This is a genomic window from Ottowia oryzae (assembly GCF_003008535.1).
In the GTDB taxonomy this organism is placed as follows: domain Bacteria; phylum Pseudomonadota; class Gammaproteobacteria; order Burkholderiales; family Burkholderiaceae_C; genus Ottowia; species Ottowia oryzae.
Window position 1 is genome coordinate 240,346 of the sequence record NZ_CP027666.1, and the last position, 20,572, is coordinate 260,917.

The window sequence follows — 20,572 nt, forward strand, 5'->3', positions numbered from 1 at the left end:
CCCATGTCCAAGCTTTGGGATCTTTCACACATCCGCCCGCAAGCCGACAGCGTGCTCGACGGCGACACCATCTCGGCGATGTTCTGGAACGCCGCCGCGCAGCGTGCCGACAAAGTCTGGCTGCGCGAAAAGCACCTGGGCATCTGGCGCAGCTGGACCTGGGCGCAAGTGGCCACGGCCGTGCAGGAAGTGGGCGACGGGCTGATGGCCCTGGGCTTTGCCGCTGGCGACACCGCGTCCATCCTGTCGAACACCGTGATCGACTGGGTGCTGGCCGATCTGGCCGTGCTGTCTGCGGGCGGCGTGTCCAACGGCATCTACCCCACCGACGCCGCCACGCAGGTGCACTACCTGTGCGAGGACTCGCGCACCAGCGTCCTCTTTGTGGAAGACGACGAGCAGCTCGACAAAGCGCTGGAAGTGCGCGAGCAGCTACCGCTGCTCAAGAAGATCATCGTGTTCGACATGGAGGGCCTGCGCGACCTGGACGATCCGGGCGTGATGAGCATGGCGGCGCTGCGCGAGCTGGGGCGGCGCTACCACGCCGAGCAGCCGCAGGCGCTGGCCCAACGCGTGGCGGCCTGCACGCCCGACGACCTGGCCATCCTCGTGTACACATCCGGCACCACGGGCAAGCCCAAGGGCGCGATGCACACGCACCGTGGGCTCGCTTACACAGTGCGCGGGTACAACGCGCTGCTGCCACGCTACGAAACCGACGAGTGCATGTGCTTTCTGCCGCTGTGCCACATCGCCGAACGCATGGGCGGCGAATACTTTTCGCTCTACACCGGCGCGCGACTGAACTTCGTTGAAAACCCCGACACCGTGCCCGAGAACGTGCGCGAGATCGCGCCCACGGTGTTCACGGCCGTCCCGCGCGTGTGGGAGAAGTTCTATTCCGGCGTCACCATCTCGCTCAAGGAAGGTACGCGCTTGCAGCAAGCCGTGTACGCCTGGGGCATCCGCGTGGGTGAGCGCATTGCCAACCACGTGCTGGCGGGTGAGCCCGTGCCCGCCAGCCTGAAGGCGCGCTTCACGCTGGCGCGCTGGCTGGCGCTGGACAACGTCCGCAAGCTGATCGGCATTCACCGCGCCCGCTTTCTGGTCACAGGCGCCGCGCCGATTTCGCCCGACCTGGTCAAGTGGTACCTGTCGCTGGGCGTGCCCATGCTGGAAGTGTGGGGCATGACCGAGACGTGCGGCGCCTCCACCGGCATTCCCGCCGCGCGCATTCGGCCCGGCTCCATCGGGCCGGCGGCCAGCTACAACCAGGTTCGTATCGATCCGGCGTCGGGCGAAATCCAGGTCAAGGGCACTAACGTGTTTGCCGGCTACCTGAACCAGCCCGAGAAAACAGCAGAGACCTTCACCGAGGACGGCTGGCTGCGCACCGGGGACGTGGGCGCGGTGGACGGTGACGGCTATTACCGCATCACCGACCGGATGAAGGACATCATCATCACGGCCGGTGGCAAGAACGTGACGCCCAGCGAGCTGGAGAACGAGCTGAAGTTCAGCCCCTACGTCACCGATGCGGTGGTGATTGGCGACAAGCTGCCCTACCTCACCGTGATCATCATGGTGGACCAGGAGAACGTCGAAAAGTTTGCCCAGGACAACGACGTGCCCTTCTCCAACTACGCCAGCCTGACGCGCGCGCCAGAGGTGCAGGCCTTGATCCAGGACGTCATCGACCAGGTGAACAAGAAGTTTGCGCGGGTCGAGCAGATCAAGAAGTTTTTCCTGCTGGACAAGCAGCTGACGGCCGAGGACGAAGAGCTGACGCCCACCATGAAGCTCAAGCGCAAGATGGTGGCAGAGAAGTACGCCACGCAGATCCGGGCGATGTACCAGCCTTGAGGCCACCCTCAGGGTTAACACCGCGGCCTGTGCGCGGGCCGCGCCAAGACAATGGCCCTGCGACGCGGGGCGCCTTCCCTAGCGTTTCACACACACCATAAGGAGACAACATGCGACTGAAGACTGCACTTATCGCCACCGCCTGCGCGGCCGCATCCAGCATGGCGCTGGCGCAATCGCAAGGCGTGACCAAGGATCAGATCCAGCTCGGGTCTATCCAGGATTTGTCCGGCCCGCTGGCGGGCTTTGGCAAGCAGGTGCGCATGGGCATGCAGCTGCGCGTGGAAGAGCTGAATGAGCAAGGCGGCATCAACGGCCGCAAGATCAACCTGAAGGTGGAAGACTCGGGCTACGACCCCAAGCGCGCCGTGCTGGCGGCGCAAAAGCTGGTGAACCAGGACAAGATCTTCGCCATGGTGGGCCACATCGGCACGGCGCAGAACGTGGCCACGTTCCCGGTGCTGTTCGACAAGAACGTGATCAACTTCTTTCCGGTGACGGCCGCGCGCGAGATGTATGAGCCGCTGAACCGCCTGAAGTATTCGTTTGCCGCCACCTACTACGACCAGATGCGCCTGGGTGTGCCCAAGATGGCCAAGGAAAAGAACGCCAAGAAGGTCTGCGCGATCTACCAGGACGATGAATTCGGCCTGGAAGTGCTGCGCGGCGCCGAGGCCGGGCTCAAGGCCGCAGGCATGGAGATGGCCGAGAAGACCAGCTTCAAGCGCGGCGCCACCGATTTTTCTTCACAGGTGGCGCGCATGAAGGCCGCCAACTGCGACTTCGTGGTGCTGGGCACCATCATCCGCGAGACGATCGGCACCATCGCCGAGGCGCGCAAGACCGGCTTCAACTCTACGATGATCAGCTCCAGCGCGGCCTACACCGACCTGATCCACAAGCTGGGCGGCAAGGCGATGGATGGCCTGTACGCCACCATGACGGTGCAGAACCCCTACCTGGACGAGGCCTCGCAGCCGATCCGCTTCTGGGCGAACAAGTACAAGACCAAGTACAACGAAGACCCGACCGTGTTCTCGGCCTACGGGTACACGCTGGTGGACGCCTTCGCCAAGGGCGCGCAGAAAGCCGGCGCCAACCTGAGCACCGACAGCTTCATCAAGGCGATGGACAGCATCACCATTCCGCCCGACATCTTCGGGTCGGCCCAGATGACCTTCTCGGCCACCAAGCGCCTGGGCAGCGATGCGTCGCGCATCTCGCAGATTCAGGACGGCAAGTGGAAAGTGGTGTCCGAGTACATGAAGTAAGCGCCGCGCGTTCAACGCGCGTCAGGCGCGTGGGATTCAGGGCCGCCTTCGGGCGGCTTTTTTGCGTGCGAGCGCGGCGCCTGGCGTGAGTGCCGTGGTTTGAGGCAGCCTGCCCGGCTGCGCCACAGCGAAACGCAATAACTACTTTTTTGATAGCTGTCAGCGCCCTCCCATCCTGCGCCAGAGGCGGATTCTTCTCAAAGCCGCCACTGCCGCGCAGCCAGGTCCTTCATGATTTCTTCGGTGCCGCCGCCGATGGTCAGCACCTTCACCTCGCGGTAGAGCCGCTCGCACACCGTGCCGCGCATGAAGCCCATGCCGCCCAGAATCTGCACGCCCGCATCGGCGCAGAACGCCATGGCCTGCGTGGCGTGGTTCTTCAGCACGCACACCTCACCCACCCAGTCGGCGCCGGTGTCGCCCGCGTCGGCGCGCGCGGCCAGTTGCTCCAGCCACGCCTCGGTGGCACGGATGCGCTGCTGCATGTCCACCAGCTTGTGGCGGATGGCCTGATGCCCCGTGAGCGCACTGCCAAAGGTGCGCCGCTCGCGCGCCCAGGCCAGCGCCTCGTCGTAGCAGGCTTGCGCAAAGCCCAGCGCGGCGCAGGCGATGCCGAAGCGCTCGCCATTGAAGTTGCCCATGATGGCCTTGAAGCCCGCGCCCTCTTCACCCAGCACGTAGCGCGCCGGCACGCGCACGCCGTCAAAGCGCAGGTGCGCGGTGTCGGAACACAGCCAGCCCATCTTGTCCAGCCGCGTGCGGTGAAGGCCCGCACTGTCGCCCGGTACCAGCAGCAACGAAATGCCGCCTGTGCCATCCCCCGTGCGCACGGCCGCGGTGATCCAGTCGGCGCGCATGCCGGAGGTGATGAACACCTTCTCGCCGTCGATCACGTAGTCGTCGCCGTCGCGGCGCGCGCGGGTGGCCAGCGCCGCCACGTCCGAACCGCCACCCGGCTCGGTGACCGCCAGCGCGGCGATCTGCTCGCCCGCCAGCACGGGCGGAATCACCTCGCGCCGCACCGCCTCGCTGCCCAGCGCCAGCACCGGCGGCAGGCCGATGTTGTGCGACAGCAGGCTGGCCAGCACGCCGCCGCTGGCGCCGTAGCGACACAGCGGCACCCACAGGCTGATGCGCAGGGCGTGCGAGGCGGGCGTGCCGCCGTACGCCTCGGGGTAGCCCAGGCCCAGCAGGCCCAGTTCGGCCGCCTGGCGGTAAAGGCGGCGCGGAAACTCACCGGCAGCGTCCCACGCGGTGACGTGCGGCGCGATCTGCTCGCGCGCAAACCGCGCCACGGTGTCGGCCAGCAGGGCGCGCTCTGCCGCCGTGGCGGCGGGTATGCCGGTGCCCGACGCGGCGGTCATGCGGCCACCTTCTGCGGCGGCGCAAAGCGCAGCAGCACCTGCCCAGGCGTCACCTGCTGGCCTTCGCTGACCAGCACCTCGGCCACCACCGCGTCGGCGCGCGGCGCCAGGCTGTGCTCCAGCTTCATCGATTCGATGACCAGTGCCGTTTCGCCCGCCGCCATAGTCTGGCCGGGCATCGCGTGAAGGCGCACCACCTTGCCATTGAAGTTTGCTCTCAGTTCTGTAGCTGACAGCGCTTGCCCCGCCTGCGCTGCAGGCTCATAAGACACATCATCCACCCACCAGTCGACGCCATCCGCCTGCAGGTGCCAGCGACGGGCCACCTCTGCGGTCGGCACGGGCACGGCGGCCACGCGGTGCGACGCGTGGCCCGTCACCACCTGTCGAATGCCGGGTGCGCCTTCTTGCACCTGCCAGGTATCGGCCTCGCCATCGGCGCTGCGCAGGCGCCACTGCCCGTCGCCCAGCGGCTGCACCGCCACATCGCGCGTGTCGCCGCTGTGCCGCAGGCGGCGCGGCGCCGGGAAGGTACAGGGCAGCGCGCCATTGGCGCCCAGCGTGACCACGGCGCCCCAGCGCGCATCGGCCAGCCGCTGGCGCGCATGCAGCTCGGCGCGCAAGCCGTCCGCGTCCGTGCTCAGAAAAGAGATCAGCGCCTGCCCGCTGCGAAAGCGCGGGCTTTGCAGGCACTCGATCAGAAAAGCGCGGTTGGTGGGCACACCCAGCACCTCCAGCCGGCGCAGCGCGGCGCACAGCTGGTCAATGGCGGCGTCGCGCGTGTCGGCGTGCACGATCAGCTTGCCCAGCATCGCGTCGTAATAGGGCGAGACTTCAGCGCCCGCCGCCAGCGCATGGTCAAAGCGCAGCGGCGCGCGCTGAAAGGCGGCCGCGGGCGGCGCAGCGAAGTGCGCGATGCGGCCTGTGTGGGGCTGGAAACTCTCGTCTTCGGCGCACAGGCGCACTTCGATGGCGTGGCCGGTCAGGCGCACCTGCTCTTGCGTGAGCGGCAGCGGCTCGCCGCGCGCCACGCGAATCTGCCATTCCACCAGGTCCAGCCCCGTCAGCGCCTCGGTGACCGGGTGCTCCACCTGCAGGCGCGTGTTCATCTCCATCAGGTAGAACGCGCTTTGGCCGTCCTGCTGCGCCACCAGAAATTCCACGGTGCCCGCCCCCACGTAGCCGGCGGCCTTGGCCAGCGCCACGGCGCACGCGCCCATCTGGTCGCGCGGGGCGCCGTCCAGCGCGGGGCTGGGCGCTTCTTCGATGATCTTCTGGTGCCGGCGCTGCACCGAGCAATCGCGCTCGCCCAGGTGAATGACGCGGCCATGCGCGTCGGCAAACACCTGCACCTCGACGTGGCGCGGCTGCAGCAGCGCGCGCTCGATCAGCAAATCACCGTTGCCAAAGCCGGCCAGCGCCTCGGCCCGGGCGCTGGCCAGCGCCGCGCCCAACTGCGCCGCCTCAGTGACCAGGCGCATGCCGCGCCCGCCGCCGCCCGCCACCGCCTTGACCATGACCGGGTAGCCGATGGCCGCAGCCTCCGCAGTGAAGCGCGCTTCGCTCTGGTCTTCGTCTGCGTAGCCTGGCAGGCACGGCACGCCGTGGTCGCGTGCCAGCGCCTTGGCGGCCGCCTTGCTGCCCAGGGCGCGAATCGCTTCAGGCGGTGGGCCGATCCAGGTCAAGCCGGCATCGCGCACTGCCTCGGCAAAGCCAGCGTCTTCGCTCAAAAAACCGTAGCCGGGGTGCACCGCGTCGGCCCCGGTGGCGCGCGCCGCTTGCAGCAAGGCGTCGGCACGCAGGTAGCTTTCGGCCGACGCGCGCCCGCCCAAGGCCCAGGCCAGCGTGGCTTCGCGCACGTGCGGCGCGTTGGCATCGGGGTCGGAATACACGGCCACCGTCTCGATGCCCATGCGCTGCGCGGTGGCGATGACGCGGCGCGCAATTTCGCCCCGGTTGGCAATGAGGATGCGCTTCATCACCGTGGGGGGCGTTTGGCGATGCCCATGGTCTTGGCGATGATGCCGAGCATGACCTCATCGGCGCCGCCGGCAATGCCGGTCAGGCGCGAATCGCGGTACATGCGCGAGACCTTGTTCTCCCAGGTGTAGCCCATGCCGCCCCAGAACTGCATGCAGGTATCTGGCACCAGGCGGCCCAGGCGCCCGGCTTTCAGCTTGGCCATGCTGGCCAGCTCCAGCACGTCTTCGCCGGCCACGTAGCGCTCGCACGCCTGGTAGATCAGCGCGCGCAGGCATTCCACCTCGGTCTTGGCTTCGGCCAGCTTGAACTGCACCCACTGCTGGTCGGCCAGCGTGACGCCAAACAGCTTGCGCTGCTGCGCCCATTCCACCGTCCATTCGATGGCGTTGGTAAAGCTTTGCACGCAGCTGGCCGCGCCCCACAGGCGCTCTTCCTGGAACTGCTGCATCTGGTAGATGAAGCCCTGGCCCTCAGTGCCGATCAGGTTGCGCTGGGGCACGCGCACTTCGTCGAAATAGATCAGCCCCGTGTCGCTGGCGTTCATGCCGATCTTCTTGATCTTGCCGGCGATCTCGATGCCCTTGGTCAGCTGGCCGTTGCGGCCGTCGCGCATGGGCACCATCACCAGGCTCTTGTTCTTGTGCACCGCGCCTTCGCCGGTGTTGACCAGGATGCACATCCAGTCGGCTTGCAGGCTGTTGGTGATCCACATCTTCTGGCCGCTGACGACGTAGTCATCGCCGTCCTTGCGGGCAAAGCTCTTGATGCCCGCCACGTCGCTGCCCGCGCCGGGCTCGCTCACGCCGATGCAGCCGACCATGTCGCCCGCCAGCGCCGGTGCCAGGAATTCGCGCCGCAGCTCGTCGCTGCCATAGCGGGCCAGTGCGGGCGTGCACATGTCGGTCTGCACGCCAATGGCCATCGGCACGCCGCCGCAGTGGATGTGGCCCAGCGTTTCGGCCATCAGCACCGAATAGGAATAGTCCAGCCCCATGCCGCCGTATTCCTCCGGCTTGGTCAGCCCCAGCAGACCCAGGTCGCCCAAGCCCTTGAAAACCTGGTGCGCCGGGAAGATCTCGGCCGCCTCCCACTCGTCCACATAGGGGTTGATCTGCTCGTCGATGTAACGCTTGAGGGTCTTGCGGATCTCCTCGTGCTCATGGGTCCATTGCATGGTCTTTGTCTCCTTGGTTTTCTCGAATCAGCTTTGCATGGCGCGCTGCGTCAACCACAAGGCGCCCGCGCCGCAGTACCAACGAACGCCGCGCCCGGACCCGCGCCGGGCGCTGGCGTTGTCCCCCCTCCCGCAGCGCGCGGCGCGAAGAGCGAGGGGGGAAGGCGCCGCAGGCGACTCAGGGGGTGCCTCATGGCCTACATCCGCGCCACGCCAAACTGCATCGTCCGCACTTCGCGCGCCGCGCCTTCGGTAATGGTGTCCAGGCAGAAGCGCAGCACGGCGCGGGTGTCGCGCGGGTCGATCACGCCGTCGTCCAGCAGCAGGCCACTGGTGGTGAAGGCGTCGGCCTGCGCCTCGAACATGGCGACGATCTTGTCGAACTGCGCCTGCGATTCGGCCGGGTCGGGCGTGATGCCTTTGCGGGCCAGCGCGGCCTCGGTCACGATCTGCATCGTGCGTGCGGCCTGCTCGCCGCCCATCACCGCCGTCTTGGCGCCGGGCCAGCTGAACAGAAAACGCGGCGCGTAGCCGCGCCCGCACATGCCGTAGTTGCCAGCGCCAAAGCTGGCGCCGCACTGGATGGTGATCTGCGGCACGGTGGCGTTGGTGACGGCCTGAATCATCTTGCTGCCGTGCTTGATCATGCCGGCCTGTTCGCTGTCCTTGCCCACCATGTAGCCCGTGGTGTTCTGCAGGTAGAGGATGGGGTGGCCCAGCTGGCACATCCACTGGATGAAGTGCGCGGCCTTGTTGGCGCCGGCCACGTCAATGGGGCCGTTGTTGGTGACGATGCCGACGCGGTGCCCGCCCACGCTGGCCTGCGCGCACACGGTGGCACTGCCAAACAGCGGCTTGAATTCCAGCAGCTCGGAGCCGTCCACGATGCGGGCGGCCACCTCGCGCATGTCCACCGGTTCGCGGTGGTGCGGCGGCATCAGGCCCAGCAGATCCTGCGCGCTCAGCGTTGGCTCGGCCGCGCCATTTGCTTTGTTTTTGATAGCTGCCAGCGCACCATGCACCTGCGCCGGCGGCCCAAAAGCATCTGAAAACCCACGCACCACCTGCCGCGCGATGCCCAGCGCGTGGCGGTCGTCTTCCGCCAGGTATTCGCCCAAGCCAGAGACCGCGGTGTGCATTTCGGCGCCGCCCAGCTCTTCTTCGGTAGCCACCTCGCCCGTGGCCGCCTTCAAGAGCGGCGGCCCGGCCAGGAACGCGCGCGAACGTCCGCGCACCATGATGACGATGTCCGACAGCCCCGGCATGTAGGCACCGCCAGCCGTGCCCGAGCCGTGCTGCACCGTCACCACCGGCAGGCCCGCCGCCGACAGCCGCGCCAGGTTGCGAAACAGCGCGCCGCCGTGCACGAAGCCTTCGACGCGGTAGCGCATCAGGTTGGCGCCCGCGCTTTCCACCAGGTGGATGAAGGGCAGGCGGTTTTGCAGCGCGATTTCTTGCACGCGCAGCATCTTTTCCAGGCCGCGCTCTTGAATGGCGCCGGCTTCGATGCCCGAATCGCTGGCCACCACCATGCAGCGCACGCCTTCGATGAAGCCGATGCCCGCCAGCATGCCGCCGCCCGGCACCGACTTGGCCGCGTCGCGCGTGTCCTGCAGGTAACCGGCCAGCGTGCACAGCGGCAGCCACGGCGCACCCGCGTCCAGCAGCAAGGCCACGCGCTGGCGCGGCAACAGTTGGCCGCGCTTGTCGAACAGCGGCTGCGCGCGCGCCGATGCATCGGCGGCGCGCGCCTCCAGGGCGCGCCAGGCGGCGATGCGCGCCAGCGCGGCCTCGCGCCGGCTGCGGGCCAGCTCGCTGCCGGCGTTCCAGGTGGAATTGAACGCAGTCATGGGTTGAAGAGCTTGGGAGCGACGTAGCGGTGAAAACCGTCGAACGGCCGGACGGCGGGGCGCGCCTGCACGTCGGCCGGCGCCGCCACCTGGCCCCAGCCCATGCGCACCTGTGGGCGCGCGCCGTCGATGCGCAGCACCGTGCCGCTGATGAAGCTGGCCGCCGGGCTGATCAAGAAGACGATGCCGGCCGACACCTCGGCCTCGGTCGCAAAGCGGCCCAGCGGCACGGTCTGGCGCATGGCGCGCAACATGGGCTGCGCTTCGGCCGGGTAGTGGTCCATGCCGCTAGACGCGATGTAGCCCGGCGCAACCGCGTTGACGCGCACGCCGCTTTGCGCCCATTCGGCGGCGGTGGTTTCGGTCAGGCTGACCATGCCGGCGCGCGCCGCGCCGCTGTGCGCCATGCCTGGCATGGAGCCCCAAATGTCCGCAATGATGTTGACGATGGCGCCGCCGCGCGCCTGCATGCTTTGCACGAAGCATTCGCGCGCCATCAGAAAGCCGCCGGTCAAATTGGTGTCGACCACCGCCTGCCAGCCCTTGGCGCTGATCTTTTCTGCGGGCGTGATGTACTGGCCGCCCGCGTTGTTGACCAGCGCGTCGATGGCGCCGTGGCGCGCCACCACGTCGGCCACCGTGCGCTGCACCGTGGCTTCGTCGCGGATGTCGCACACGGCGTGGCTGGCGGCGCCGCCATCGGCCTCGATCTCGGCCTGAACGGCGCGCAGCTTGTCGGCGTTGCGCCCCACCAGCACGACGTGGGCGCCCAGCGCGGCCAGCTCGTGCGCGGTGCAACGCCCGATGCCCGAGCCGCCGCCCGTCACGATCACCACCTGCCCGGCCAGCAGCCCAGGCGCAAACACACTGCGGTACATCACTTCTCCCGGGTGAACAAAAGCATGGCCTGCTCGGTCAGCTGGTCCAGCGACAGCGCGCCCTGCGGGCGGTACCACTGCACCGCCCATTGCAGCGCGCCAAAGATCAGCAGGCGCGCAGCCTCGGGCGTGGCCTTGATCTGCCCCGCGCGGTACAGCGTGCGGATGGCCGGCATCCACGCCGCTTCGTAGGCATCTTTCTGCGCGGTGATGTCCACGCGCTGCACGGGTGTGAGCGATCGCCATTCGTACAGCATCACCGGGATGAAGTCGCTGTGCGGGCCCAGCAGCACCTCCAGGTGGTGGCGCGCCAGGGCGCGCAGCCGGGCATGCGCCGTGGCGCGCCCGCCCAGCGCCTTGAGCACCTCGGCCTGCGTGGCGATGACGCGCGCCATGCCCTCTTGCATCACCGCGTGCAGCATCGCCTGCTTGTTCTGGAAGAAGTAGAAGGGCGAGCCGCTTTGCATGTCTGCCGCAGCGGCAATGTCGCGCGTGCTGGTGCCGTCAAAGCCCTTGGTGCGAAACAGACGGGCGGCGGCGGCGATCAGGTCTTGCCGGCGGTTGCCCTCGTCGCGCTCGGCCGCGGTCTTGGGCGGGCGCCCGCGTCGCACGCGCGGCGGTGACTGAGCGTCGGCATCCAGGGTCATGGCCGCCAGCATACGCGCGCCCAACATTTTTGCCAAGCGCTTGCTTTGTGAAAAATGAAGCCGCGCTTGACCGACGCCCGCTCACCCTGCCACTGCATGCGCAAAGCGCTGCGCACGGCGGCCTGTTGAGCGGCTGTGTGAGCGATGCCAACGACCAGCCCCACACCACGCGCGCGATGGTGGCCTGCACCCAACCAGCGGGCAGGAAGGTGATGCGCTGGACGATGGACGATGGCCGATGCGCCCACAATGGCCAGCTGGATGCACGCGGGCGTGGACGGCGTTGTCGCCGATCCGCCGGCGATGGGCTCGCCATGCCGCTGATCTCCGCGTGGAAACGCTGCCTTCGTACGCCGATTGAACAAATCGGCGTCTCAAATTGAATCTTTTGGCACCAATTAGGTGCACCCCTAGGGCGAACCCCAATAGGACAGGCACCTTGGCGGTGATAAATTTGCAGCACTTGGGGGCCGCAGTCAATGGTTGCGACAACCGAGGGGCCGAGGAGACACAAGCGAGACCACCGCGACAAACAGAATTTCAATCCGATCCGTCACATTTTGTTCTTTAAAGGGCGCCTCCAGCAGGCGCCCTTTTTTTCTTGGGGCGACCCAAAACCGTGCGCAGCGGCTTTCGGCCCAGCCGCACGGTGCGCGCATAATGCGGGTCTTTTCGCACTCCAGCGCCCGCGTGACCTGCGCTGGCAGCTACTTTTTCAATAGCGCACTGCCCCATGGACTTGATCCTTGCCTCGATGGCGTCGCTGCTGGCCGGCACCATCGATTCCATCGTGGGCGGCGGCGGCCTGATTTTGGTGCCCGCCCTTTTCGCCATCTACCCCAGCGCACCCCCGGCCACGCTGTTCGGCACCAACAAGAGCGCTTCGGTTTGGGGCACCAGCATCGCCGCCTGGCAGTTCAGCCGCCGCGTGCAGATGCGCTGGGCGGTGATCCTGCCTGCGGCGCTGGCGGCGCTGGTGGGTTCGTTCATCGGGGCGTGGGTGGTCACGGTGATCAACCCGGACTTTCTGCGCCGCCTGCTGCCGTTCGTGCTGCTAGCCGTGCTGCTGTACACGCTGGCCAAGAAGGACATGGGCCGCACGCATGCGCCGCGCCACGCGCAGGGTCGCGAAACGCTGCTGGCCTGCCTGATCGGCGGCACCATCGGCTGGTACGACGGCTTTTTTGGCCCCGGCACGGGCAGCTTCTTCATCTTCCTGATGGTGCGTGTGCTGGGCTACGACTTCCTGAACGCCTCGGCCGCGGCCAAGCTGCTGAACGTGGCCACCAACGTGGCGGCGATCGCGCTGTTTGCCATGAAGGGCCACGTGTGGTGGCACATCGGCCTGACGATGGCGGTGGCCAACGTGATGGGCAGCCTGATCGGCACGCGCCTGGCGCTCAAGCACGGCGCGGGCTTTGTGCGGGGCGTGTTCATCGTGGTGGTGAGTGCGCTGATCCTGAAGACCGGGTACGACGCTTTCTTGAAGTAAATAGTGCTCTGGCGCACGCTGCACCAGCGCTGACAGCTATCAATTCAGCAGCAAACCGTGCGCCCGCTCAGCGCACACGCAGCAGGCGCACGGCTTGCGGCAGCGTGTCGGCTTGCGGGATGAAGTGGTCGATCAAGCCGCCCAGCAAGGCGGCGCACACCAGCGCGCCCAGCATGGGCTTCCACGTCAGGCGCACGGCGGCCAGCAGCCAGCCTTCGCGCTCAACGCGCACCACGGTGCGCGCGGCGGTGTAGGCAAAGGCCAGTTCGACGGCCGCTGCCAGCAGCGCTTCGGTGCCAAAGTACGCCAGCAGCAGCCCGCCCGCGCCCAGCAGCACCGCCACCGCCGCCAGAAACACGGCGACCACGGGCACGACGACGATGGCCGCTTCGTCGGTGCTGGCCGCCGCACCCAACGCCCCGCTGGCCACGTCGCCCAGCGCATGGCTGGCGCTGTCCACGCCCTGAGCCGCGCCATCGCCATCCCAGCCGCCCGTGGCGCCGCCGCCACCAAAATCGCCGCCGCGCCCGCTGGAAAACGAGGCGCCGTTGCCTGGCCCGTTCGGCCATGGGAAAACGTCCTGCGCCGCATCAAGCACATCGCGCTCCTCACGGCGCACCAGCATGCCCGCCCAAACGCGCACGATCAGCAGGTAAGTGACGTAGCCCACGCCCAGTGCGACGACGTAGCGCCCCGCCAGGGTGTCGACACCCGCGCCGCGCAGCGCCGTATTGGCCAGCGCCATGGCGCCCAAGGTCAGCAAGCCCATCGCCCACCCATGCAGCCACAGCACGTGGCGTTGGCGCAGGTGGCGAACCAGGCGCCCCTCTTGCGCACGAACGCTCCTGAAAGTAGAGCGCACGGCGCCCGTCCTGCCAGCGCCAGAGGGCGATTTGGCCATCAATAGTCGCGCTGGCCGCGCGCCTCAGCCCTGCACCACCACCGGCACTCGGCGTGCCAGCGCGGTCATCAGCTCGTAGCCCACGGTGCCCGCCGCGTGCGCCACTTCGTCGATCGACAGGACTGCGCCGTTGGCGGCCACGCCCCACAGGGTGACTTCGCTGCCCAACACGGCGTCGGGCACCGGGTCCAGATCGACAGCCAGCATGTCCATGCTGACGCGGCCCAGCGTGCGGGTGCGCACGCCGTTCACCAGCACGGGCGTGCCAGTGGGCGCAACGCGCGGGTAGCCGTCGGCGTAGCCGCAGGCCACCACGCCCACGCGGGTGGGCTGTTCAGCGGTGAAGGCGCCGCCGTAGCCGATGCGCCCACCCGCCGCCACGGTGTTGACGGCCAGCAGCCGCGCGCTCAGCGTCATGGTGGGCCGCAGGCCCCACTGCTCGGCGGTGTGGGCCGGGTAGTCGGGCGACGAGCCGTAGGTGGCGATGCCGGGGCGCACCCAGTCGCCGCGCAGGGCGCCGTCCTGCCCGTAGCGCAGCACGGCGGCGCTGTTGCACACGCTGCGCTCGCCCGGCAGGCCTTGGGTGGTGCGATCGAACACGGCCCACTGCTCGGCCACGCCGCGGTCGCCGTCGGCATCGGCAAAGTGGGTGATCAGCGAGATTTCTTCCACCTGCGGCAGCGCGGCCAGGCGGGCGTAGGCGGCGCGGTAGCGCTCGGGCGAGAAGCCCAGGCGGTTCATGCCGGAGTTCATCTTCAGGAAGACGCGGTGCGGCTGGTGCGTCTTGTGCATGGCCAGCCAGTCGATCTGCTCGTCGCAGTGCACGGCGTGCCACAGGTTCAGGCGCGAGCACAGCTCCAGGTCGCGCGGCTCGAACACGCCTTCGAGCAGCAGGATCGGCCCGCGCCAGCCCAGTGCGCGCACGCGCTCGGCCTCGGCCAGGTCCAGCAGGGCAAAGCCGTCGGCGCCGCGCAGGCCTTCGAAGGCGCGTTCGATGCCGTGGCCGTAGGCGTCGGCCTTGACCACGGCCCACAGGCGCGCGCCCGGCGCGGCTTCGCGCAGGCGCTGCAGGTTGTGGCGCAGCGCGTCGGTATGAACGGTGGCAAGGATGGGACGAGGCATGACCGGCTGGGGCGCGCCCAAGTGCGCGCGTGAGTGATGGATATCACGGATTCTGTCACCTGCGCGCCCCTGGCAAACCCGTCACAGTAGGCGCAGGGGCGCATGCTATAACCCCCGATCCGCATCGAGTTGCAACAACGTTTGTTTTCACACCACTCGGATCCGGCGCGCCGGATTACGCACCTGACACCCCCATGAAGCGCGGCTTCTACACCATCATGGCCGCGCAGTTCTTCAGCTCGCTGGCCGATAACGCGCTGTTCGTCGCTGCGGTGGCCCTGCTCACCGCCGACGGCGCCGCCGAATGGCAACGGGCTGCGCTGGTGCCCATGTTCGCGCTGTTCTACGTGGTGCTGGCGCCCTGGGTGGGGGCGTTTGCCGACTCCAAGCCCAAAGGCCTGGTGATGCTGATCAGCAACGCGATCAAGATCGTCGGCTGCCTGTTGATGCTCTTTGGCGGGCACCCGCTGCTGGCCTACGCCGTGGTGGGCCTGGGCGCGGCGGCGTATTCGCCGGCCAAGTACGGCATCCTGACCGAGCTGCTGCCGCCGTCGCAGCTGGTCAAGGCCAACGGCTGGATCGAAGGGCTGACGATCGGCTCCATCATCCTGGGCGTGCTGCTGGGCGGCCAGCTGATCGGGCCGCGACTGGCGCCGCTGCTCCTGCAAATCGACCTGCCCTTCATCGAGACCGGCATCAGCACCCCGCCCGAAGCGGCCATTGCCACGCTGGCGCTGGTCTACCTCGTGGCGACGATCTTCAACTTCCGCATCCCGTGCACGGGTGTCGAGATGCGCCCCCTGCCGCGCAACCTGTCGGCCCTGCTGCCGGATTTCTGGCGCTGCAACTCGCGCCTGTGGCACGACAAGCTGGGTCAGATTTCGCTGGCCACCACCACGCTGTTCTGGGGCGTGTCGGGCAACATGCGTTACATCGTGCTGGCGTGGGCGGCTGCGGCGCTGCACTACAGCACCACGCAGGCGGCCAGCCTGGTGGGCGTGGTGGCGCTGGGCACGGCCGTGGGCGCCATCGCCGCGTCGGTGCGGGTGCGCCTGGACCGCGCCACCGCCGTCATGCCGCTGGGCATGATGATGGGCGCGCTGGTCATCGCCATGGTCTTCGTGCGCGATCTGTGGGTGGCGGTGCCGCTTTTGATCGTGATGGGCGGCCTGGGCGGCTACATCGTCGTGCCGATGAACGCGCTGCTGCAGCACCGCGGGCACAACCTGATGGGCTCTGGCCGCTCCATCGCGGTGCAGAACTTCAATGAGCAGGCCTGCATCCTGGGCCTGGGCGCGCTGTACAGCTTCTCCACCGGGGTGGGGCTTTCGGCGTTTGGCGCCATTGCGCTGTTTGGCAGCGTGGTGGTGGGCGCCATGCTGCTCATCCAGATGTGGTACCGCTACAACCTGCGCCACCACACCGCCGCCATCAAACAACTGATGCGCATCGCCCGCGGGCAACGGCAAGAGCCATGAGCCAGCCCAGCGCAGCCGGCAACGCCGCACCGGCGTTGGCGCTGCTGTTCAACGCGCTGGTGTGGGGCTTGTCCTGGGTGGCTTTCAAGGCCTTGAACGGCGTGGGGCTGCACCCTTTGTGGACCACGGCCATGGTGTACGGCGGCGGCTTGCTGATCCTGCTGCTGTGGCGCCCGCAAGGCCTGCGCGACCTGGTTCGCCACCCGCACCTTCTGCTGCTGGCGCTCGCGGCGGGCATGACCAACCTCAGCTTCAACTGGAGCGTGACGATTGGCGACGTGGTGCGCGTGGTGCTGCTGTTTTACCTGATGCCCCTGTGGTCCGTCGGGCTGGCCTGGTGGCTGCTGGGCGAACGCCCCACGGCCGCCGCTGCCGTACGCCTGGGCCTGGCCCTGGCAGGCGTGATGCTGGTGCTGTACCGCCCCGGCGCCGTGGGCGCCACGCCCACCGGCCTGGCGGATGCGCTGGCCTTGCTGGGTGGCTTCTGCTTTGCGCTGACCAACGCGCTGCTGCGCCGCTGGCGCGACACGCCGCAGACGGCGCGCGCCACGGCCATGTTTCTGGGCGGCGTCGGCACGTCGAGCGCGCTGGCACTGCTGATCGGCGCCGGCGCCATGCCGCAGGCGCCGCTGGGCAGTTGGCTGCCCTGGGTGCTGGCGCTGACGGCCGCCTTCCTGTGCGGCAACCTGGCCTTGCAGTACGGCGCGGCGCGCCTGCCCGCGCAAACCACCTCGCTGATCATGCTGTCGGAAGTGGTGTTTGCCAGCGTTTCGGCGGTGCTGCTGGGCGCGGCGCACCCCGGCGCGGCCACCTGGGCCGGCGGCGCGCTGATCATGACAGCAGCGTTTCTGGCCGTGATCCGGCAGCGTACGGCCTGAAGTGGCTCAGCGCCCGCCGTGCGGGCGCGGCAAGCCACGGCGCGTGAGGTAGCTGGCCAGCCGGTCGCCGTCGATCGGCACCTGCATCCACCCGCAGCCGGCCATGCGCGCGCGCAGGCGGTCGAAAGCCGAGCCTTCCCGTGCCACCACGATCAGGTGCGGCGGCCCGGCGGGCGAACGGCGCAAGGCCGCAATTTCGCGCGCCAAAGGCAGCGCCGATTTGCCCAGCGAATGCTGGTCCAGAAACACAAAGGCAGCGCGGTGGCGCTTGATGGCCACCACCGGGTCTTCCTGCGGGCCCACCGCACCCACGGCGTAACCCATGTCGCGCAGGCCGCGCACCATGGACGGCATCTGCCCATCGCGCCGGCTGTGCACCACCAGGACGTCGGCGCGGCGCGGCGACGGGGCCGGCGCCACCGGGTCGGCCACGGGCAGCGCATCGCCAGCCGTAGCGGCCGCGCTGACATCGTCGTCGGCCGCCAGCACCGTATCGGCCGGGGGCACGGACAGGGGTGGCATGGGCGCAGACGCGGCCATGGGCACGGATGGCCGCGGTGCGTGGTGCGCAGGCGACGAAGCCGGACCCTCGGCCGCCTCTCTTTCCGACATGGCCCAGGCGGCGCGTGCCGACAGGCCCGGGGGCGGCGCTGCCGGAGCGGCTGCAGACATCGGCATGCGTGCCGTGGTGGGCGCGAAGGCCGAAGACATGTCTTCAGAAGAAAACGTGGTGGGCGGAGGGCGGCTGCTGGGCGGCTGCGAGGGCTGCGAGGGCTGAGAGAGCTGAGGCGGTTGATGAGAAGGCTGCCCGCCGTCGCTCACCTGCACAGTGGCTTGCGGGCGCTGCCGAACCGCCACACGGCGCTCCAGCGGCGTATCGGGCCAGTCCAGCTCGCCCAAGACGCTGACGGCGCCGTGCAGGTCCAACGGCCGGCGCATCACCGGCCAGCGCACGCCTTGGCCGCCGGGCGGGTGCCCCACCAGCACCAAAAGCGCCTCGGGGTGGGTGGCGTGCAATTGCTCCACCACCTCCAGGTCGTCGCCGTTGACGATCAGCAGGTCTACGGGCACCTTGTCCACGCCCAGCCGCACGGGCATCAGGCCTTCGTCGCCCAGCTCGTCCGCCGAATCGTCGGCGTCCATGGCGAAGATCGACTCCAGCAAGGATCGCTCGCTGGGCGTCAGACCGACAAAAGCGTAGGTATGTGTCACGGCAGGGTGGGTGGCGGGCTGCGCAGGCCCGTTGCGCGCTGTTTCAAACTTGAATTGTGTCTCTGCCGGCGCCGCCTGGGTAGGACCTGCGTCATAAGGCGCGCGGTCTTTCACCTCACGCGCAGATTCGTGCAGCGGAACGTGGCAGACTGGCCGCACCCCCGTGACGAATTCACGCCTTTCCCTATGCCCGGCACCGCCCTACCCGACCTCACCTTGACCACGCTGGCTGGCCAGGCCGTGCCGCTGCGCCAGTGGGCGGGCGACGTGTTGCTGGTGGTCAACACGGCGAGTGCGTGCGGCTTCACGCCCCAACTGGCGGGCCTGCAGGCGCTGCACGCGCGCTATGCCGCGCAGGGCCTGGCAGTGATCGGCTTTCCGTGCAACCAGTTCGGCCACCAGGAGCCCGGCAGTGCGCAAGAGATCGGCGCGTTCTGCACCACGCGTTACAGCGTGGGCTTTCCGCTGATGGCCAAAACCGACGTCAACGGCCCGGCCGCGCACCCGATCTACACCTGGCTGAAGCAGGCCGCGCCCGGCGTGCTGGGCACGCAGGCGATCAAGTGGAACTTCACGAAGTTTCTGGTGGGGCGCGACGGCCGCGTGCTGGCGCGCTACGCGCCGCAGCGCAAACCGGCCGCGCTAGAAAACGCCATTCAAGCCGCGCTGGCGGCGTGATGCGCGCGGGCCGGGCCGCGCGACGGGGCATGGCCCGACCTAGCGGCCGATTGAGGGCCATTTAGCCCCCTGGCGCACGCTGCGCCTGCGCCGGCAGCTATGCTTTTTGAAGCGCCTCGTCCAGCACTTCGATCCAATGCCGGACGGGCACGTCGGTGCCCGCCTGCAGGTGGGTGATGCAGCCAATGTTGGCCGACAGCACCGCTTGCGGCCGGTCGGCCTGGCGCTCGCCCAGCAGGTGGCTCAGCTTGCGTTCGCGCAGGCGCTGCGACAGCTCCGGCTGCAGCACCGAATAGGTGCCCGCCGATCCGCAGCACAGGTGCGGCTCTTGGAGGGCGGGGCGCACGTCAAAGCCCAAGGCGCGCAGTTGCTGCTCGACGTTGGGGCCCAGTTTCTGGCCGTGCTGCAGCGTACAGGGGGCGTGCCAGGCCAGGGTGCCCGCCACCGGGCGCACGCGCGGCGCCAGGGCGACCACCAAGTCGGGCAGCAGCTCGCTCACGTCGCGCGCCAGTTCTGAAATGCGCGCGGCCTTTTCGGCGTAGCGCGCGTCGTCCTTCAGCGCGTGGCCGTAGTCCTTGACCATCACGCCGCAGCCCGAGGCGTTGACGATGATCGACTCCACGCTGCCAGCATTCACGTACGGCCACCAGGCGTCGATATTGGCGCGCATCTGCGCGCGCCCGCCTTCCAGGTCAGCCAGGTGGAACTTCACCGCGCCGCAGCAGCCCTGCCCGCGCGCCAGCACGCACTGGATGCCGGCGGCGTCCAGCACGCGCGCGGTGGCGCTGTTGATGTTGGGCGCCATCGACGGCTGCACGCACCCGTCGAGCATGAGCACCTTGCGCGCGTGCTCGCGCTGGGGCCAGGTGCCGGGGTCGCGCCGCACGGGCACCTTGGCCTGCAGCTTGGCGGGCAGCCAGCCGCGCACCGACTGGCCCAGGCGCATGGCGGGGCCGAAGAGGGGCGAGCTCAAACCCTGGCGCAGCCAGCGGCGCTCGCGCGCCTCGGCGGCGGGGCGGGGCACCTTGCGTTCGACGACGTCGCGGCCAATGTCCACCAGCCGCCCGTAGCGCACGCCGCTGGGACAGGTGGTTTCGCAGTTGCGGCAGGTCAGGCACCGATCCAGGTGCAGTTGCGTGTCACGCGTGGGCGCCTCGCCTTCCATCACCTGCTTGATCAGGTAGATGCGGCCACGCGGGCCGTCCAGCTCATCGCCAAGCAGTTGGTAGGTGGGGCAAGTGGCGGTGCAGAAGCCGCAGTGCACGCATTTGCGCAGGATGGCTTCGGCTTCGATCCCTTCGGGCGTGCCGACAAACTCAGGGGCCAGGGTAGTTTGCATGGCTACTTCACTTCATTTTGAATAGATTGCGCAAAGCAAGCGCTGTCAGAAAAAACGCGGCTACCGCGAGAGCTTTTTGCACCATCTCAAGCACCAGTGCAACGAATGCGACGAATGTGCTGCTGCCAAAGAGCTGAGGGCGAAGCTCCTTCGCCAAATCGATTCCTGGTATTGGCATCAGGTTCGTGAGAGTGAACTGTGCCCACTGGATCCCTTTGCTCGGCGCAACCTTCCAGATCGGCCCCGTCCAAAGAACCGGGTCATGCGAGGCCATCAGGACCAGATACACCACAGACAGAACTGCGGACGGAAGCAACCCCAGCCTCAGCAAAGGGCGTGCAATTTCAAACCCAAAGCCCGAGGTCCATTCGTACGCCTTGATCAGCCATTTTGAAAGGGACTGAGATATTCAGAGGGCAGGCGGTGCGATAAATTGGGATTC

General features: G+C 68.2%; 18 protein-coding genes. 7 read left to right on the plus strand and 11 right to left on the minus strand.

Translation table 11 applies throughout. The annotated features are described in order from the left end of the window. Window positions 1-3 precede the first annotated feature (3 nt). Both C6570_RS01040 and C6570_RS01045 read left to right on the plus strand, forming a co-directional pair. Window positions 4-1,863: an AMP-dependent synthetase/ligase gene (locus C6570_RS01040; RefSeq protein WP_106701259.1), complete on the plus strand. Its 1,860-nt coding sequence runs from the start codon at window positions 4-6 to the stop codon at window positions 1,861-1,863. 110 nt (window positions 1,864-1,973) lie between these two features. Further along, on the plus strand, window positions 1,974-3,134 hold the full coding sequence (locus tag C6570_RS01045) for an ABC transporter substrate-binding protein (RefSeq protein WP_106701261.1): 1,161 nt from the start codon (window positions 1,974-1,976) through the stop codon (window positions 3,132-3,134). A gap of 197 nt (window positions 3,135-3,331) precedes the next feature. Here C6570_RS01045 and C6570_RS01050 read toward each other — a convergent pair whose 3' ends face one another. The 6 genes from C6570_RS01050 to C6570_RS01075 all read right to left on the minus strand — a co-directional run bounded on the left by C6570_RS01050 (window position 3,332) and on the right by C6570_RS01075 (window position 11,030). Then, window positions 3,332-4,498 carry an acyl-CoA dehydrogenase family protein gene (locus C6570_RS01050; RefSeq protein ID WP_106701263.1) on the minus strand — a complete coding sequence of 389 codons (1,167 nt, stop codon included), beginning with the start codon at window positions 4,496-4,498 and terminating at the stop codon, window positions 3,332-3,334. Then, the gene (locus C6570_RS01055; protein ID WP_106701265.1) at window positions 4,495-6,477 is read right to left on the minus strand and encodes an ATP-binding protein; all 1,983 of its coding nucleotides are present in this window, start codon (window positions 6,475-6,477) and stop codon (window positions 4,495-4,497) included. The genes C6570_RS01050 and C6570_RS01055 overlap by 4 nt, the downstream gene beginning before the upstream one ends. Then, a complete protein-coding gene (locus C6570_RS01060) occupies window positions 6,477-7,655 on the minus strand; it encodes an acyl-CoA dehydrogenase family protein (protein ID WP_106701267.1) in 1,179 nt (392 codons plus the stop codon). Before C6570_RS01060 ends, C6570_RS01055 begins: the two co-directional genes overlap by 1 nt. Window positions 7,656-7,852: 197 nt before the next feature. Beyond that, window positions 7,853-9,505: an acyl-CoA carboxylase subunit beta gene (locus C6570_RS01065; RefSeq protein ID WP_106701269.1), complete on the minus strand. Its 1,653-nt coding sequence runs from the start codon at window positions 9,503-9,505 to the stop codon at window positions 7,853-7,855. Beyond that, on the minus strand, window positions 9,502-10,383 hold the full coding sequence (locus tag C6570_RS01070) for an SDR family oxidoreductase (RefSeq protein ID WP_106701271.1): 882 nt from the start codon (window positions 10,381-10,383) through the stop codon (window positions 9,502-9,504). Before C6570_RS01070 ends, C6570_RS01065 begins: the two co-directional genes overlap by 4 nt. After that, window positions 10,383-11,030: a TetR-type transcription factor C-terminal domain-containing protein gene (locus C6570_RS01075; RefSeq protein ID WP_106704445.1), complete on the minus strand. Its 648-nt coding sequence runs from the start codon at window positions 11,028-11,030 to the stop codon at window positions 10,383-10,385. Before C6570_RS01075 ends, C6570_RS01070 begins: the two co-directional genes overlap by 1 nt. Window positions 11,031-11,077: 47 nt before the next feature. Between C6570_RS01075 and C6570_RS17860 the strand changes: the two genes are divergently transcribed. Together C6570_RS17860 and C6570_RS01080 are read left to right on the plus strand one after the other, a co-directional pair. Next, a complete protein-coding gene (locus C6570_RS17860; RefSeq protein WP_123812170.1) occupies window positions 11,078-11,413 on the plus strand; it encodes a hypothetical protein in 336 nt (111 codons plus the stop codon). Between the two features lie 350 nt (window positions 11,414-11,763). Then, window positions 11,764-12,522 carry a TSUP family transporter gene (locus tag C6570_RS01080; RefSeq protein WP_106701273.1) on the plus strand — a complete coding sequence of 253 codons (759 nt, stop codon included), beginning with the start codon at window positions 11,764-11,766 and terminating at the stop codon, window positions 12,520-12,522. A gap of 67 nt (window positions 12,523-12,589) precedes the next feature. On the opposite strand, the gene C6570_RS01085 is transcribed toward C6570_RS01080, so the two are convergent. Beyond that, window positions 12,590-13,384, minus strand: a complete 795-nt coding sequence (locus C6570_RS01085; protein WP_245896260.1) for a hypothetical protein — start codon at window positions 13,382-13,384, stop codon at window positions 12,590-12,592. Between the two features lie 63 nt (window positions 13,385-13,447). Beyond that, on the minus strand, window positions 13,448-14,545 hold the full coding sequence (gene alr, locus C6570_RS01090; protein ID WP_106704446.1) for an alanine racemase: 1,098 nt from the start codon (window positions 14,543-14,545) through the stop codon (window positions 13,448-13,450). Window positions 14,546-14,739: 194 nt separating this feature from the next. Between alr and lplT the strand changes: the two genes are divergently transcribed. Both lplT and C6570_RS01100 read left to right on the plus strand, forming a co-directional pair. Further along, the gene (gene lplT, locus C6570_RS01095; RefSeq protein ID WP_106701277.1) at window positions 14,740-16,023 is read left to right on the plus strand and encodes a lysophospholipid transporter LplT; all 1,284 of its coding nucleotides are present in this window, start codon (window positions 14,740-14,742) and stop codon (window positions 16,021-16,023) included. After that, on the plus strand, window positions 16,020-16,901 hold the full coding sequence (locus C6570_RS01100) for a DMT family transporter (RefSeq protein ID WP_106701279.1): 882 nt from the start codon (window positions 16,020-16,022) through the stop codon (window positions 16,899-16,901). Before lplT ends, C6570_RS01100 begins: the two co-directional genes overlap by 4 nt. 6 nt (window positions 16,902-16,907) lie before the next feature. Here C6570_RS01100 and C6570_RS01105 read toward each other — a convergent pair whose 3' ends face one another. Further along, entirely contained in the window at window positions 16,908-18,113 is a 1,206-nt protein-coding gene (locus C6570_RS01105) for an ANTAR domain-containing protein (RefSeq protein ID WP_123812171.1), read from the minus strand. 186 nt (window positions 18,114-18,299) lie between these two features. Between C6570_RS01105 and C6570_RS01110 the strand changes: the two genes are divergently transcribed. Next, window positions 18,300-18,791 (plus strand): glutathione peroxidase, encoded by a 492-nt coding sequence (locus tag C6570_RS01110; RefSeq protein WP_106701284.1) that lies wholly within the window; start codon window positions 18,300-18,302, stop codon window positions 18,789-18,791. 97 nt (window positions 18,792-18,888) lie between these two features. Here C6570_RS01110 and glcF read toward each other — a convergent pair whose 3' ends face one another. Then, window positions 18,889-20,130, minus strand: coding sequence for a glycolate oxidase subunit GlcF (gene glcF / locus C6570_RS01115; protein WP_106701286.1), 1,242 nt, complete (start codon window positions 20,128-20,130; stop codon window positions 18,889-18,891). Window positions 20,131-20,137: 7 nt separating this feature from the next. Further along, window positions 20,138-20,419 (minus strand): hypothetical protein, encoded by a 282-nt coding sequence (locus C6570_RS01120; protein ID WP_123812172.1) that lies wholly within the window; start codon window positions 20,417-20,419, stop codon window positions 20,138-20,140. Between the last annotated feature and the right edge of the window lie 153 nt (window positions 20,420-20,572).

Bases quoted from the DNA above. Each gene is read 5' to 3' on its own strand.
- C6570_RS01050 (WP_106701263.1), bottom strand. From the start codon at position 4,498: ATGACCGCCGCGTCGGGCACCGGCATACCCGCCGCCACGGCGGCAGAG.
- C6570_RS01080 (WP_106701273.1), top strand. From the start codon at position 11,764: ATGGACTTGATCCTTGCCTCGATGGCGTCGCTGCTGGCCGGCACCATC.
- C6570_RS01100 (WP_106701279.1), top strand. From the start codon at position 16,020: ATGAGCCAGCCCAGCGCAGCCGGCAACGCCGCACCGGCGTTGGCGCTG.
- C6570_RS01040 (WP_106701259.1), top strand. From the start codon at position 4: ATGTCCAAGCTTTGGGATCTTTCACACATCCGCCCGCAAGCCGACAGC.
- C6570_RS01070 (WP_106701271.1), bottom strand. From the start codon at position 10,383: ATGTACCGCAGTGTGTTTGCGCCTGGGCTGCTGGCCGGGCAGGTGGTG.
- glcF (WP_106701286.1), bottom strand. From the start codon at position 20,130: ATGCAAACTACCCTGGCCCCTGAGTTTGTCGGCACGCCCGAAGGGATC.
- lplT (WP_106701277.1), top strand. From the start codon at position 14,740: ATGAAGCGCGGCTTCTACACCATCATGGCCGCGCAGTTCTTCAGCTCG.
- C6570_RS01060 (WP_106701267.1), bottom strand. From the start codon at position 7,655: ATGCAATGGACCCATGAGCACGAGGAGATCCGCAAGACCCTCAAGCGT.
- C6570_RS01045 (WP_106701261.1), top strand. From the start codon at position 1,974: ATGCGACTGAAGACTGCACTTATCGCCACCGCCTGCGCGGCCGCATCC.
- C6570_RS01065 (WP_106701269.1), bottom strand. From the start codon at position 9,505: ATGACTGCGTTCAATTCCACCTGGAACGCCGGCAGCGAGCTGGCCCGC.
- C6570_RS01110 (WP_106701284.1), top strand. From the start codon at position 18,300: ATGCCCGGCACCGCCCTACCCGACCTCACCTTGACCACGCTGGCTGGC.
- alr (WP_106704446.1), bottom strand. From the start codon at position 14,545: ATGCCTCGTCCCATCCTTGCCACCGTTCATACCGACGCGCTGCGCCAC.
- C6570_RS01055 (WP_106701265.1), bottom strand. From the start codon at position 6,477: ATGAAGCGCATCCTCATTGCCAACCGGGGCGAAATTGCGCGCCGCGTC.
- C6570_RS01075 (WP_106704445.1), bottom strand. From the start codon at position 11,030: ATGACCCTGGATGCCGACGCTCAGTCACCGCCGCGCGTGCGACGCGGG.